Raw genomic sequence first — 15,578 nt, 5'->3', positions numbered from 1 at the left:
CTGAAAACCACGCGAGCTTGCGTATTCAGAGTTGCAAATATAGAATATTTTTTGTTATTATAAAAATCGGCTTCTATTTTTATAATGATCTATTACTCAAACGTTTTCAATTTTGAATTCTTGGCTCTTTATCATTCCCTCCGGATTGTCGTTTGCCGGTATACCGGTTCCCCGTTTTTCCCCAATCCTTCGACGGTGATGGTATAACTGCCGGCCATGTCGGCAGTGAAAAAAGAGAGGGAAGTCTGCCCGGATGAATCGATCGGGACGACCGGTTGCCAATAAATCGTGCTGCGGTAGTCGATCTCAGGAGCTTTGAGTATTTCCGGGTCGTTGTATTGGGGTATGTAGAATTCATCCGGTTCGGAGTAACCTAAAGGAATGAATTTGATCAATCCTGGAGTGGCTTTGGGGGTGAAATGGCCATGTTTGGTATTGATGACAATCACACCGCCGGCACCGCCTTGGGCCATGAAGAAAGTCAGCCGGGCTCCGTCACGGATGACTCCCAGATTGTCCACATCCTCCGGCATCACTGCGTTCAGCATGTCTTCGGTCTGTGGCAATCCGTCGATCATGAACAGAGGCGTACTTCCGTTGCGGGCCATCGTCACTTTGGTACCGGAGACAATAACACCCGGAAGACGGGATAATAGTTGATAGATACCGGAAGTGTTGAATTTACTCAATTCTTCCTGGCCCAGGATGTAATCCGTCATATCTGTGTATTGGCCTTCGTATTTGTGTTGTACGCTTTCCGGACGGTGACGTAATACGACCGCTTCGTCGAGAATATAGACTTTCACACCGTTCTGGTAGAAATAACTACCTTTGAACTGGTCCATAAATTCTTCTTTGCCCAGCGGTTTATTTTCCCGGGGGATTGTAAAATGGGTGACGGGATCTTTAAATAATCGGGGAGTGATAGTTATATCTACCATTTTTCCTCCTTTTTCTTTGTAGCCACGCATCAGAAAAATCGTACTATCGCGGAAATCCAGATCCCGGATGATGAATTCTCCGTTTTCGTTCGACTTCACTTCTCCCAATGTATTTTCACCGGGGATAAAGATTTGTACACTGGCATTCGCCATCGGCTTATTGCTATAATTGGTGATTTTTCCCCGGATTTCTTGTCCCTGTTCAAGCTTGAAAGTGGCTTTAGAAGGTGTGGCAGTCAGGAATTTCCCGATCTCATAACGGGTCCAGCCATGAGTGAGCATGAGGAGATCGATGTGTTCGGGAGTTTCACGACTATAACTTCCCGGGGCTTCGATGTGCCCTTTGAGGTCGGAGGTCAGGAGCAGATAACTGACGATATTGTCCGATAGGGTGTCACGGGGAACCATCGTATTGTCCGTAACAGAGAGAGAAAAACTGCCTTCGAGGGGGTGCTCGCCGATGTCTGTAAACTGTAGTGTCAGGTTTACTTTTTCCCGTCTGTCGTATTTTTCTTTATCGGTCCGGAGTTGTAATACAGGTTGCGGATCCGGCTTTATAAAATAAGAACGCTGGCTGTAAATGTGTGAGTCGGCATCGGTTAGTACGAACTGCACGGTACCACCGGGTAGGGAGTTCAGGGGTAAGGCCCCTGCGAAATCGTCTTTTGCCGGTAGCACGCCTAACAGACGTCCTCTGGAGTGCATAACGATATAAAGCGTTTTCCCTGCAGGAAAATGAATTCCTTTTTTGACAGCAAGGATCAGGTGGTTGTCCTGAGGATAAACCTGCAAGGCCAGATTTTCCGCTTGGGGAATCTGCAAGTCGACTCTTTTTTCCCGGTTTGTGGCGGTATGTACCAGGGCATAGTAGCGTTCGCCCGGTTGGGTGGTCAGTTCCAGGGTTCCCATTCCCCGGTGAAAGGTTGAAAAAGAAACGACTTCCTGTTCCTTACTATTGTAAATTTTTCCCTCGGCAGCTATCGAACGTCCGTTTGCATCCAGTGCCTTAAAGGCGACGGTTTGCGTGGTGCCCGCTAATAAATTACCGCCTTCCGGGAAGAATTGAAAGTCGAAGTCGTCGGAAAGATTCAATAAAGGGATTTCTCTTGAAAAAGCAAAAGGCAAGTCCGTCGGGAACGCTACCTGAATCCGGTCGATACTGTCGCTGACCGGATATTGTAAAGTGGCGGATCCTTGTTCATCGGTTTTCAAGGTAGTCTTGTTTACCGCTAGTTTATGACGGTAGGTCGTGATTTTCAGACGTTGATGAACATAAGGTTTGCCGGCATTATCGATTAGGGTGAGCGTCGTCCGGATTGCATTGTCCTGACGGCTGCTTGCCGTGTGAATGTTTACTTCATTCACTGTACTGACGATCTGTATATTTTTTTTGAAGAAAAAATCTTCTTCGTTATTTTGCATCCAGTTGGTAAAGACACGCAGGCAATACTCTCCCGGAGGGGTGGTGGATGGAATTGTCAAATTGCCATAAAAACAAGAATCGGTCTGTTTTATTTGGATACGTTTTAAAATCGAATCCTGACGGTTGATGAGTTCGAGATAGATAAATTTACTTAATTGGGTCGGGATATGATAGCTGGCATCTACGCAGTAGGCTCTGAACCAAATATTTTCGCCGGCAGAGTAGGTCGGTTTATCGGTATGTAGATAAATTTTTTCCTGGGGGGTGAAATTGAAATAGTTGTTGAAACATTGTTCGATGTATGAAGGAAAAGCATCTTCGGTTTGAGCTCCGACGGGACGGAAAAGAAAGATCAGCATGATCGTGAACATGCCCGTGCAGATTGTTTTCATCATTTATTGTTTGTGGTTACGGGAACAAAATTAAGAAATAAAATGATATTTTTGTTCTGCTAAAGAGAAAATGCATGAAGCCAACAGAGAGTCGGAAACGGTACAATGATTATCCCGCTTATTTCAAAGAATTATTTGGAGAACGGGTGCAAAAATTGTCTATCGACGGTGGATTTACTTGTCCGAACCGGGATGGGAAAAAAGGGACCGGTGGTTGTACGTTTTGTAATAATGAGAGTTTTAATCCGGGTTATTGCCGGGCTGTGTCGGGGATATCCCGACAGATCGGGGAGGGAAGGGCCTTTTTTGCCCGAAAGTATATCGGTCAGAAGTATCTGGCTTATTTTCAGGCTTATTCGAATACCTATGCTCCTTTGGAAGAGTTACGGCAAAAGTATGAGGAGGCGTTGACTTGTCCCGATGTAGTGGGATTGGTGATCGCTACCCGTCCGGATGCTGTGACCGATGACGTATTGGATTATATTGCCGGATTGTCCCGGCGTTGTTATGTTTGTGTAGAGTATGGAGTCGAATCTGCAAATGATGAAGTTTTGCGAACGGTCAACCGGGGACATACTTTTGCCGAAGCTGAGGAAGCGATACGGAAAACGGCTGAGAGAGGTATCCGGATAGGAGCTCATTTGATTTTCGGCTTACCCGGAGAGAGCCGGGAGTCTATGTTGGAGGGGGCGGTCCGTGTGTGCGATCTGCCGATTCAGGTATTGAAGCTACATCAGTTGCAGATTGTCCGGGGAACGGCGATGGCCGAACAATATCTTCGGCATCCGGAGGTTTTCAGGTTGTATAGCTATGAAGAATACCTCGATTTTGTAGTGGACGTGATCGGACATATCCGGCCGGATGTTTATCTGGAACGTTTTGTCAATCAATCACCCGAAGAATATCTGATCGCTCCGAAATGGGGGATAAAGAATTATGAGTTTGTGGCTAAACTGGAGAAGAGATTGCGTGAGAGAGGAGAGTGGCAGGGGAGGTGGTATAGGGGGAAAAGTAAAAGGTAAAAAGCTAAAGGTTGAAGGTTTGGGGAAAATGAAGGAGGGGAAAAGAAAAAAGATGAAAAAAATAAAATGAGATGATGATTGGACAGGAGAAAGTGTATGAGACATTGAAAGCTTTGGGTATTGAATTCGATTATCTGGAACATCCTGAGGCACCTACGATCGAGATTGCCCGCCAATATTGGAAAAATTTGGACAGTACACATTGTAAGAATTTGTTTTTCAGGAATCATAAGGGAAACCGGCATTACCTGGTTATTTTTCATTGTGATCGGAATCTGGCGATTCATGATCTGGAACAACTATTAAAACAAGGGAAATTAAGTTTTGCTTCGGAAAAACGGATGGAGAAATACCTGGGGTTGAAGCCGGGATCTGTCAGTCCTTTCGGATTAGTGAACGATACGGAACACCATGTCTATGTTTTCCTCGATGAAAATTTGAAACAAGCCCGGAAATTGTCGTTTCATCCGAATGATAACCGGGCTTCTCTGGCTATAAAGACGGAAGATTTTATCCGTTATATGGATCAGACAGGGAATGGGTATGAGTGGATCAGACTTTATTGATTGGCGCAGTGCGCCAATCCTACTTCATCCCTTCCACCTCCCCGATGGTCATCGGTTTATATTTGCCGAGCCGGCGTGCTCCGTCGGGAGTGATCAGGTAGTCTTCTTCGTTACGGATGCCGCTGAAACCTTTCCAGGCTTCCAGTTTGTCGTATTGGATAAATTCGCAGAACCGTTTTTCACTTCTCCAATAGTCGATGAGCTCAGGAATAAAATAGATGCCGGGTTCTATGGTAAAGACAAAACCGGGTTCCAGGGGGCGGGCCAGACGGAGCGATTTGAAACCGAACTGTGTACTTTTGGGTTGTCCGTTATATCCTACCCATACTTCGCCTAAATTCTCCATATCGTGAACATCGAGTCCCATCATGTGGCCGAGTCCGCAGGGAAAGAACAACGCATAAGCACCCGAACGGGCTGCTTCGTCGGGATCTCCTTTCATCAGGCCGATCGATTTCATCCCTTCTGCAATCGTACGGGCGGCAATCAGATGGACCTCTTTGAACGGAATACCCGGTCTTAGGGCGGCAACTGCGGCCTGATGGGCTTGTAAAGCGATTTGATAGATGGTTTTCTGCTGTTCTGTAAAATGTTTACTTACCGGAATGGTCGACGAGAGGTCGCCGGAATAGTGCATGCCGTTTTCCGCTCCTGCATCCAACAATAACAACTGCCCTTCGTGGAGGATATTACCGTGATAATGATTATGGAGGGTTTGCCCGTTAATGGTGGCAATCACCGGGAAAGACAATTGTCCGCCATTTTGTAAAGCGACTTCTGTCACTGCTGCTGCTATTTCACATTCTTTCATCCCCGGCCGGACAAGTTGCATCGCCCGGATGTGCATATCGGCGGAGATATTTACTGCTTCTTCTATCTCCCTGATCTCCTCGGCCGATTTGTAGTTTCGTTGGCCGACTACAGCCCGGATCAGTTCGGTAGAGGCTCCGGCAACTTGCGCTTCAGGGGCAATCCCCAGTAAACGGAGTAGGGTGACCTGATGTTCACCCCGGTAAGGAGGCAGATAATGGATACGACGTCCCTGCTGTACCGCTTTATTTAAATAATCGCTCAGCTGGGCGGTCGGAGCGGTTGCTGTGATGCCTACTGAAGCACTCTTTTCCCGTATCGTGGGTTGGGTGCCCATCCAGACGATATCGTCGATGGTCAGTTCATCCCCGAAAATAATTTCCCGGTCTTCATCGATATCGATCAGAGCCGAAAGACCGGCATAATCCGAACCGAAAAAATATAAAAAAGTCGAATCCTGACGGAAATGATACGTGTTGTCGGCATAATTCATACCGCTTTCATTGTTGCCGAGAAATAGTAAAATCCCTTTACCGATTTCTTTCTTCAGTCTGTTACGTCTCTGAATGTAAGTCTCTTTGTTGAACATAATCGTATGGTTTTATAAGTAGATATTGGGTTTGGTCAGTTGGTGTTGTTGATAAAATCTTTGGGTAATACGCCGAATTGATTTTGGAAACATTTGGCAAAGTAGGAGGGACTGTTAAAGCCGACCATATAACAGATCTCGTTGATCTTATATTCGTTTCCGGCCAGATATTCCGCTGCTTTACGCAGGCGTACCAACCGGATAAATTCATTCGGGGTCAAACCGGTTACTGCCTTTACTTTGGCATACAGAAGGGTACGGCTCATATTGACACTTCGGGTGAGTTGGTCGACGGAAAATTCTGTATTCGAGATATTCTCCTGGATGATCTCGTTCAAACGGTTAAACCATTTTTCGTCGGCCTGTGTTTCGGTCAGGGTATTGATCGGGGTGAAAGGTTTCTCTGAAAAAAGACAACGCAGTTTGTTCCGGTTTTCCAGCAGACTGACCATCTGTGCATACAGATAGCTCACAGATACCGGTTTCTCGATATAGACATCCGCTCCGTTTTCCAGGCCGGCGATTTTACTTGCTGTATCCGTGCGTGCTGTGAGCAGGATCACCGGGATATGACTTAGATTGATGTCGCTTTTTATTCGTTTGCATAATTCTATTCCATCCATTACCGGCATCATGACGTCGCTGATGACAATGTCCGGTTTCAGATTTTCCAGTGATTTCAATGCTTCTTCGCCATTTCCGGCCGTGTGGATATGATATCGTTGTCCGATGACACGGGTGAGATAAGAAATAAACTCTTCGTTATCTTCGACAATCAGTACGGTTCCGGCCTTTTTCCCATCTTTGTCGGTCTTCTCTGTTCCGGCAGGTTCGATCGGATCTTCAGCTTTTACTTCCTGGAGTTCTGCTGTTTTATCCGGAGAGGTCACAGAAATAGAAAGGTCGTTTTGTTCGTCCTGGGGAAGCGTGATCCGGAAACGGGTAAACCGGTTTTCTTCGCTTTCCACTTCTATCTTTCCCATCATTCGTTTCACCAACAGGCTGACGATGGCTAGCCCGATACCGAAACCTTTGTTCGGGAGTTGTGGTTTATTGGCCGATTGGTAAAAGAGGTTGAATATTTTTTCTTTCTCCGTAGGTTTGATTCCCGTACCGTTGTCTTCGACTGAGATCGTTACCGTATGTGCTTCAGGATTTTCAGTGAGGGAGACCAGAATACGGTCTTTGGTAAATTTCATGGCATTGGTCAGCAGGTTACTCAACACTTTGGTCAGTGCTTCCCGGTCGGTGCAAATCCGGATCGGTTGTGGAGTATCGTGGGTGAGCTGTATCCCCTTTTGCTGAGCTGCAGGCGTAAAACGCTGTACAGTTTTTTCCACCAGATCATCGATGTCGAACCAGGTGTTTTGGGAGGAAAAAGCTTCTTGTTCGGCTTTCGTAAAATCCAGAATCTGATTCACCAGGTCCAGTAACCGTTCGCTGTTGCGTTTGACAACTTCCAGGTCGTCCCTGATTTCCTCCGGGATGTTTTTTTGACGCATGATCTCCTCTACGGGGGCCAGGATCAGCGTTACCGGAGTACGGATTTCATGGGTAATATGAGTGAAAAATCCGATTTTAGCATCGAACAGTTTGCGTTCGTTCTCGTGATGCAAGGTTGCGATCTTGTTGCGGTGGCGTCGGTTGGTCCGTTGTAATAAAAGTGCATACCCCAAAGCGATCGCTAAAACGATCAGGATACTGTAAACGACTAACATACCGTTCGATAACCACCAGGGGGGAAGAATCGTAATCCGGATTTCTGCTTTTTCGGGATTCCATACCTCGTCGTTATTACAGGCCATCACCTGGAAGGTATAATTCCCCGGGGATAGGTTGGTGTAGGTGGCTATGTTGTTTTGATTGTCCGTGTTGTTCCAGGTTTTATCGAAACCTTTCAACATGTATTTGTATTTATTTTTACTCGGGGCACAATAGCTGGTCGTTACAAATTCGATAGAGAAAACGGCCTCGTTGTGAGGGAGAATGACCGAGCGCTGCCGGTCGATCTGAGCTTGAAGGACCGAATGTCCGCCGATTGTTACATCCTGATTGAAAAGCCGGAAGGCCGTAAAAACAATATGGGGAATTACTTCATTCTTGCGGATACTTTGCGGATGGAAGACATTGAACCCATTGCTGCCGCCGATATAGATCTGACCGCCGGAAGTTTGCAGGCCGGCCTGGTTGGTAAACGGAAGGCAGATGAGCCCGTCTTCCTGATTGTAATAGCTGATGGTTTCATCCAAAGTATTGAACCGGAGTAAACCGGCATTGGTCGTGATCCACAATTCATTATAACTGGAGATGATCGTCTGTATGGTGGTATGGGTACGAAATAACGGATCGGGATGACGGGTAAAACTATGGTCGGCCGGATTGTAGGTATAAAGTCCGTATCCGCCCGTACCGATCCTTAACTTGCCCTGATCGCTGCACAGGCACACGATAGATTGTGGTAAACCGGTCTGATCGTTGGAATGAAATTTGAGGGTACTGGTTTTCAGGTCATAGCTGATCAATCCTTTGCCTTGCGAAGCAAACCAGATCGTGTGGTTGGCGTCTTCGGTGATGTCGGTGATGTAGCTGTTGTATCCCAGATCGGCGATAGTAACGAACGAATTGCTGAAGATATCGTAATATAGGATGCCGGTTTGGGTACCGAACCAGAGCCTGCCCGAGCTGTCTTTATATATAGCGTATACACTGCCCGGATTCAAGCCCTTGATATTTTTATCCGAATAGTTGGTCACTTTACCGGTAGCTGAATTTAACCGGTACACACCGTGAGCATAAGTCCCGACCCACAATTCATGGCGGTCGCAATATAAAGCGTGCACGCTGAGGTCCGGATTTTTGGCGTCTAAACATACCGGAGTGAAAGATTGGTCGTGTGGGTTGTAGTTCCAAAGCCCTTTATTATCTGTTCCGATCCATATCGTCCCGTCGGTATTTTCACAAAAAGAATTGATGACTTTCCCCGGGGCACTTGTTTTGCCCGGTGTATAGCAGAACGTATTGAACCAATTGGTTCCTGGCGTAAGATAATTGATACCTCCGGCATTCGTTCCAACCCAGATGCCTCCTTCCCGGTCTTTCAGAATCGAATAGACAATCCCGTCATTTAATCCTTGCGGAAAAAGAACATTGTATCCGATCGTAGAAAAAGTGTTCTCCGCCAGATTATATTGTGTCAGTCCGCTATTGGAACCGATGAGCAATATACCCGGTTGTATTTCGGTAATAAAATGGATATAGGTTATCGGTTCGTCAGCAGGAGGGAGGCAGGCCGTACAGTTGCGGGTTGTTTTATCGTATTTGAAAAGTCCGTTATCACACAACCAGATATTTCCGAAAGAATCTTCACATAAGGCGTAAATGTAACGGGCTGTATATCCTCTTTGTTTGTCTGTGGCATCGATCCGGAAAAAAGAGTCGGTGAAGGGATCGTATTTACATACTCCCTGATCATGAGTGGCTATCCATATATCTCCGGTGTGGTCGATCAGAATCTTGGTGGTCAGATTGGAAATAAGACTCTTTTCGTCGTTGATGTCGTGACTGTAATGTTTGATCTTGCCGTCCGAAGGATTGTAGCGGAAAACACCGCTTCCATAAACCGATATCCAGATTTTTCCCAATTGGTCTTCCTTGATCGAGTAGATGATTTTTTGAGAAAGCCGGTCCGGGATATCCGGTAGATGAAAGGTCGAAAATTTTTCTTCGGATACCCGGTAGCGGAAAACACCGTTCTCAGTACCGATCCAAAGATTACCTTTCGAATCCTCGAATAAAGAATGAATGACATTATTGCCTAAAGAAGCCGTGTCGCCGGGAATATGCCGGAAAGTTTTGAAATGGCGCGAATCGAAGCGATTCAGACCGTCTGAAGTGCCACACCAGATATATCCTGTCCGGTCCTGCAACAAACATTGTACAGCATTACTCGATAAGCCGTTTTCAACCGTATAATGGCGAAATTGGGAAGGAATGCCGAAGGTCGGGGAGAGTGAAGCGAGCGATAGAAAGAATAAGATAAAGACAAACGTTTTCATAATCATTTGGTTAATAGTGATGTAGCACATGCCCCTCTGGCGGTTTCCTTTTTTTTGCTTCAAATTTAAAAAAATTATCATTTGAAGTGTATTTTCGATACTTATATTTTTGTTTTATAAAAAAATGTTTTTATCTTTGAGATGTTTATTCGATGATTATGCTAAATGAAATTCGCATATTGCAGAACCGTTCCTACAAAGGACTTTTTGAATGCTGGTTATATTAGCGGATTCTTTTCTTTGTCCTGAATCCGAAGGACAATTTTTCTCTGTGTTTTTTTTATCTTGAGAGTGAGATAAATTTTATTATTCTAAATTTATTTCGTCATGCGTGGAAATATATTCGATATCAAGCGTTATGCGATTCATGACGGGCCGGGAATACGAACGACTGTTTTCTTGAAAGGGTGTCGTTTGCATTGTCGTTGGTGTCATAACCCGGAAAGTCAGGCTGTGGGAACTGTGTCGATGAAACAAGTCCGGAAATTAGGAGACCGTGAATTCGAAGAAATCCGGAAGGTGGGCTATGGGATTTCGGTCGATGAATTAGTCGAAGAGATAGCTAAAGATGCGGTGTTTTTCGAAGAATCGGGAGGAGGCGTTACTTTTTCAGGAGGAGAACCTTTGTTGCAACCGGTTTTTCTGTTGGAATGTCTCAAAGCTTGTAAGGCCCGTCGTATCCATACCTGTATCGATACGGCCGGAGTGGCTTCCGGAGCATATTTAGAAGAAATATGCCGGTATACGGATTTGTTTCTTTACGACGTAAAAACTGCCGATCCTCAAAAGTTCGAAGCGTACATCGGTAAAGGATTCCGGGAGGCGTGTGAACATCTGAGAAAAATTGCCGGACAGGGTGCCGGAGTGATTGTCCGGATACCTGTTATTCCCGGTTTTAACGACGATAAGAAGAGTGTGCAGGAGACGATTCGTTTTTTACAGACGATGCCTGTTTTGAAAGAGGTGAATCTGCTCCCTTTCCACCGTACGGGGGCAGATAAATACAAACGGCTCGGTATGGATTGGGAAATGGGAGATCTTCCGGGCCTGAAAGAGGAAGACCTGAAAGATATCCGGGAAATGTTCAGGGAACAAGGCTTTCGGATATAACCTGTTAAAAAACTATAAATCAAAACCATACTTATTATGAAAATGACCGAACGAATCAGAAAACTGCGTGAGCAGAGTCTGAATGCTGAGAATCGGATCTCGGCGGAAAGAGCTTTACTGATTACTGAATTTTATCAATCGGGGATGGCCGATGCCGAACCGGTACCGGTTCAACGGGCTTTAGCGTTTAAATATATCCTGGAACATAAGTATATTTGTGTGAATGAGGGTGAATTGATTGTCGGCGAGCGGGGACCGGCCCCGAAGGCTACTCCGACTTATCCCGAAATCTGTATCCACTCGTTACAAGATCTCGAGATATTGAACGATCGCCCGAAAGTATCCTTTAAATCCGATGAAACTACCCGGGCTGCTTACCGGGATATCATTATTCCCTACTGGAAAGGGAAAAGTAATCGCGACCGGATATTTCAGAATTTGCCACAGGAGTGGAAAGAGGCTTATACTGCCGGTGTATTTACGGAATTTCAGGAACAAAGGGCACCGGGACATACGGCTTTAGGGATAAAGATGTTTCGTACCGGGTTGTTGGATTTGAAAGAAGAAATAGCCGAAAGTCTGGCTAAGACCGACCTGGTAAACGATCCGGAAGGCGTGGATAAACGCGACGAGCTGAGGGCGATGGATATCGTTTGTGATGCAATGATCCGCTATGCCGAACGGTATGCCGAACGCCTGGAAGAGCTGGCGGCTGAAGAAAAAGACCCGGTGAGAAAGAAAGAGCTGGAGAAAATGGCTGCGATTTGTCGTCGGGTACCGGCTCATGCTCCGACAACCGTTCATGAGGCATTACAACATTATTGGTTTATCCATTTGGGTGTGGTTACCGAATTGAATCCCTGGGACTCTTTCAATCCCGGACGTTTGGATCAGAGCCTGTATCCGCTGTATAAAAAACAGCTGGAAGAGGGGACGGTCACTCAGGAAGAAGTATACGAAATGTTGCAGTCTTTCTGGGTGAAATTCAACAACCATCCTTCTCCGCCCAAAGTGGGGGTTACGGCTGAAGAAAGTAATACTTATACCGATTTTTGTCTGATCAATGTCGGAGGGGTGAAGGAAGACGGTAGCGATGGGGTGAACGAGATGTCGTATATCCTGCTGGATGTAATCCGGGAGATGCGTTTACTGCAACCCAGTTCGATGATTCAGGTCAGTAAGAAAAATCCGGACCGTTTTATCCGGGCTGCTGTCGAAATCATCAAAACCGGCTTCGGTCAACCGTCGGTGTTCAATACGGATGCTTTGGTACAGGAAATGTTGCGGGCGGGAAAAGATGTCCGCGATGCCCGGAACGGCGGGTGCTCGGGATGTGTGGAAACCGGGGCTTTCGGTACCGAAGCTTATATCCTTACCGGCTATTTTAATCTGCCGAAAATTCTGGAATTGACCCTGAACGACGGATTCGATAAGCGGACCGGCAAACAGATCGGTCTGAAAACCGGGACAGCTACAGATTATCGGACCTATGAGGAATTGTTTACAGCCTATAAAGCACAGGTACAACATTTTATGCGGATCAAACTGACCGGTAACAATATCATCGAACGCATATTTATGAAATATATGCCGGTACCTTTCTTGTCTGTACTGATCGAAGATTGTATCCGGAACGGAAAAGATTATATGTGTGGTGGCGCCCGTTACAACAGTAGCTATGTGCAAGGGGTGGGCCTGGGTAGCATTACGGATATGCTGACCGCTTTACGCTATCATGTGTATGATAAAAAGACCATCGCGATGGAGACTATGGAGAAAGCTTTGGCGAACGATTTCAAAGGGTTCGAAGAGTTACAGTATCAGTTGGTGTATCATACTCCGAAATACGGTAACGATGATGATTATGCCGACGAGCAGGAGGTACAGGTGTTCGACATGTACTATGATGTTTTGTCGGGACATAAATCTCCCCGGGGGGCGGACTATCGGGTAAATATGTTGCCTACTACCTGTCATGTTTATTTCGGTAAAGTGACCGGAGCTACTCCGGATGGACGGAATGCCTGGAAAGTGCTGTCGGAAGGCATCTCTCCGGTCCAGGGGGCCGATACGAACGGACCGACGGCAGTCATCCGTTCTGCCGCCAAAATCGATCATATCAAAACCGGCGGGACGTTACTGAATCAGAAATTTACTCCTTCGCTTCTTTCAACCGAAGAAGGATGTAATAATCTGGTACATCTGATCCGGGCTTATTTCCGGATGGACGGGCATCATATCCAGTTTAATGTGGTCGATGCCGATACGCTCCGGGAAGCTCAGAAACATCCCGAAGACTACAGGGATCTGATTGTCCGGGTTGCCGGATATAGTGATTATTTCAACGACCTGGGCGAAGATTTGCAGAACGAGATCATTTGTCGTACGGAACAAACGACATTTTAATACATTTTTAACGACTGGTGCTTTTTGAAGTAGTTTCTACAGCAAAAAGCATAAGTCGTATCTGAAAGTGTGAATAGTTATTAAAATTATAGAGATTTATTTAATGTATGACATCTGTTAACTTAAAAAACGTTCGTTTAATTTAGTCGAAAGTTTATAAAGTTTATAAAGTCCTTGGTCTCTGCGGGTGCTTGGTCTATTGACAAGGAATAATTGACAATCGACAAGGGTAAATCACAGTCTTAAGTTTATTCTATCGAATTATAAATCAATGGATATACATTTAATTTTCCTTTCTGCTTTTCTTTATTAATCTGTTTTTTCATGGAAGCGAAGCTTCCGGTAATTCTCCATGATCAATTGTCATCTGTCGATTATTCTTGTTGCAGATTCCCGCAAAAAGAATCGAACGTTTTTTTATGAAAGAATACGATTTAGATCACGAGAAAACTTTTATTTCTGCATTTCAAGCCGGAGAGGAGAAGGTTTTCCGGTATGTTTTTGAAAAATTTTATTCTTCGTTGTGTGTGTATTGTCTGCGTTTGATTCGGGAGGAATGGGTTGCAGCCGACCTGGTGCAGGAAGCTTTTGTAAAATTGTGGGAAAACAGACAGAATTTTAGCTCGCTTTTGACGATACGTTCCTATCTATATACAATCGTTCGTAATTCCGGCATCAATTATTTGCGGTATATGAAAATGAAGGCGGAAAAATTGGAAGAAAGAGGAGAGGAGACTGAAACTTCTGCTGTAGAATTGATCATCCGTCAGGAAGTAGAACGGCAATTACTGGAAATGATACAGGAATTGACTCCGGAATGCCGACGGGTAGTAAATTTGTTGTCTGAAGGAAAATCTTATAAAGAAGTAGGCGAACTGCTGCACATTTCTGCAAATACAGTAAAAAATCATCGGGTCAGGGCTGTAAAAATTCTGAGAGAGAGAGTTCAGAGGCTATGGGGCCTTTTTATTTAAAAAAATTAATTTTCATTAGTCCATTTTTTATTTTCGATTGTTTAAGTAATACAAGTGCGTTTTAAAAGAGAATTATGAATTCATTTGAACAATTGTATATTGCTGATCTGATCGTGAAAGCGATTGCCGGTTCTTTGAGCGGGGAGGAAGTTGTGGAACTTCGTCTTTGGAGGGAAAGTAGTGAGGAGAATGAACGTTTGTATCAGGAACTGCTTACAATGGGGGGAATGGAATTGCAACAAAAGGAGGTTGCTCTATTTGTGCCGGAGACTGCCTGGAAAATGTTGTCGGAAAAAGTATCGGGAAAACGGAAACACCGGGCCGGATCGAATATATTGAAGTATGCAGCGGTGGCTTGTGCTGTATTGGGAATTGCTTTTTCGGTTTTCTATATATCCGGGAATAAAACACCGGAAACGGTAGAAGCCGTTGCTGTTGCACAGGTTCCGGCTATAGCACATGGTTCTTCTAAGGCAGTATTGATATTGGAGGATGGTTCTTCTGTAAAACTGGATCGGCAGAGCACTTTTCAAACTGCGGACGCAACAGTCCGGAATACAGAACATACGGGTGTTATTTCTTATAAAAAGACGGAAAAAACGGAAAAGAAAGAAGTGAAAATGAATCGGCTGATCGTACCCCGGGGAGGGGAGTATAGGGTCGAACTTGCCGACGGAACGCTGGTGTATCTGAATGCCGAATCGGAACTGCAATATCCGGTTACCTTTATCGGTGAAAGCAGGGAAGTGACCTTGAGGGGAGAAGCTTATTTTAAAGTGACCAAGAACAATGAAAAGCCTTTTATTGTAAAATCCGACGGCTTGTCGGTACAGGTGTGGGGAACGGAATTCAATCTGAACACTTTGAATCAGGAAGGTTATTATGCGGCAACTTTGGTGGAAGGGAGTGTGGAAGTGAAAGTTCCGGGCCGGCATTCGGTTTTTCTCGAACCTTCTCAGCAGGCACGGGTCGATTGTACGACTTCGGATATCACTTGTCTGAAAGTAAATACTTTACCTTATACGGCCTGGAAAGATGGGAAATTTGTGTTCAACCATGAGGATATGCAGCACATCACCATGAGACTGGAGAAATGGTACGATGTAGAATTCACATATTCCGAAGAAACTTTGAAAAACCTGAAGGTATTCGGGGTTATCAGCCGGTATGAGGATATTACAAAGGTACTGAAGCTATTGAGCGCTACAAGACTCGTCAGTTTCCGGTATGTGAATCATAAAATAATGGTGGTACCTTATCAAAGTTCCTGAAAAAAGGCAGGAAATCTGG

General features: G+C 45.2%; 9 protein-coding genes. 6 read left to right on the top strand and 3 right to left on the bottom strand.

The window, feature by feature from the left end; genetic code table 11:
- Window positions 1-131 precede the first annotated feature (131 nt).
- Window positions 132-2,759: a hypothetical protein gene (locus WS34_RS02105; RefSeq protein ID WP_286693597.1), complete on the bottom strand. Its 2,628-nt coding sequence runs from the start codon at window positions 2,757-2,759 to the stop codon at window positions 132-134.
- Between the two features lie 71 nt (window positions 2,760-2,830).
- Here WS34_RS02105 and mnmL point away from each other — a divergent pair, with 71 nt between their 5' ends.
- Together mnmL and WS34_RS02095 are read left to right on the top strand one after the other, a co-directional pair.
- Complete coding sequence (gene mnmL, locus WS34_RS02100) at window positions 2,831-3,778, top strand: tRNA modification radical SAM protein MnmL/YtqA (protein WP_046402853.1); 948 nt, start codon at window positions 2,831-2,833, stop codon at window positions 3,776-3,778.
- 71 nt (window positions 3,779-3,849) lie between these two features.
- Window positions 3,850-4,344, top strand: coding sequence for a prolyl-tRNA synthetase associated domain-containing protein (locus tag WS34_RS02095; protein ID WP_013613761.1), 495 nt, complete (start codon window positions 3,850-3,852; stop codon window positions 4,342-4,344).
- 19 nt (window positions 4,345-4,363) lie between these two features.
- Here WS34_RS02095 and WS34_RS02090 read toward each other — a convergent pair whose 3' ends face one another.
- Both WS34_RS02090 and WS34_RS02085 read right to left on the bottom strand, forming a co-directional pair.
- On the bottom strand, window positions 4,364-5,743 hold the full coding sequence (locus WS34_RS02090) for an aminopeptidase P family protein (RefSeq protein ID WP_046402852.1): 1,380 nt from the start codon (window positions 5,741-5,743) through the stop codon (window positions 4,364-4,366).
- A gap of 35 nt (window positions 5,744-5,778) precedes the next feature.
- Complete coding sequence (locus WS34_RS02085; RefSeq protein ID WP_046402946.1) at window positions 5,779-9,798, bottom strand: hybrid sensor histidine kinase/response regulator transcription factor; 4,020 nt, start codon at window positions 9,796-9,798, stop codon at window positions 5,779-5,781.
- 327 nt (window positions 9,799-10,125) lie between these two features.
- On the opposite strand from WS34_RS02085, the gene WS34_RS02080 reads away from it, so the two are divergent.
- From WS34_RS02080 to WS34_RS02065, 4 genes are all read left to right on the top strand, one after another.
- A complete protein-coding gene (locus WS34_RS02080; protein ID WP_013613764.1) occupies window positions 10,126-10,908 on the top strand; it encodes a glycyl-radical enzyme activating protein in 783 nt (260 codons plus the stop codon).
- 36 nt (window positions 10,909-10,944) lie between these two features.
- On the top strand, window positions 10,945-13,314 hold the full coding sequence (hypD, locus tag WS34_RS02075) for a trans-4-hydroxy-L-proline dehydratase (RefSeq protein ID WP_046402848.1): 2,370 nt from the start codon (window positions 10,945-10,947) through the stop codon (window positions 13,312-13,314).
- Window positions 13,315-13,733: 419 nt separating this feature from the next.
- A complete protein-coding gene (locus WS34_RS02070; protein ID WP_046403731.1) occupies window positions 13,734-14,288 on the top strand; it encodes an RNA polymerase sigma factor in 555 nt (184 codons plus the stop codon).
- A 74-nt stretch (window positions 14,289-14,362) separates the two neighbouring features.
- Entirely contained in the window at window positions 14,363-15,559 is a 1,197-nt protein-coding gene (locus WS34_RS02065; RefSeq protein ID WP_046402842.1) for a FecR family protein, read from the top strand.
- Window positions 15,560-15,578 lie beyond the last annotated feature (19 nt).

Source organism: Odoribacter sp. N15.MGS-14 (assembly GCF_000980245.1).
GTDB lineage: Bacteria > Bacteroidota > Bacteroidia > Bacteroidales > Marinifilaceae > Odoribacter > Odoribacter splanchnicus.
The sequence above is the reverse complement of the archived record's forward strand: the minus strand, read 5'-3'. Positions and strand labels throughout refer to the sequence as shown.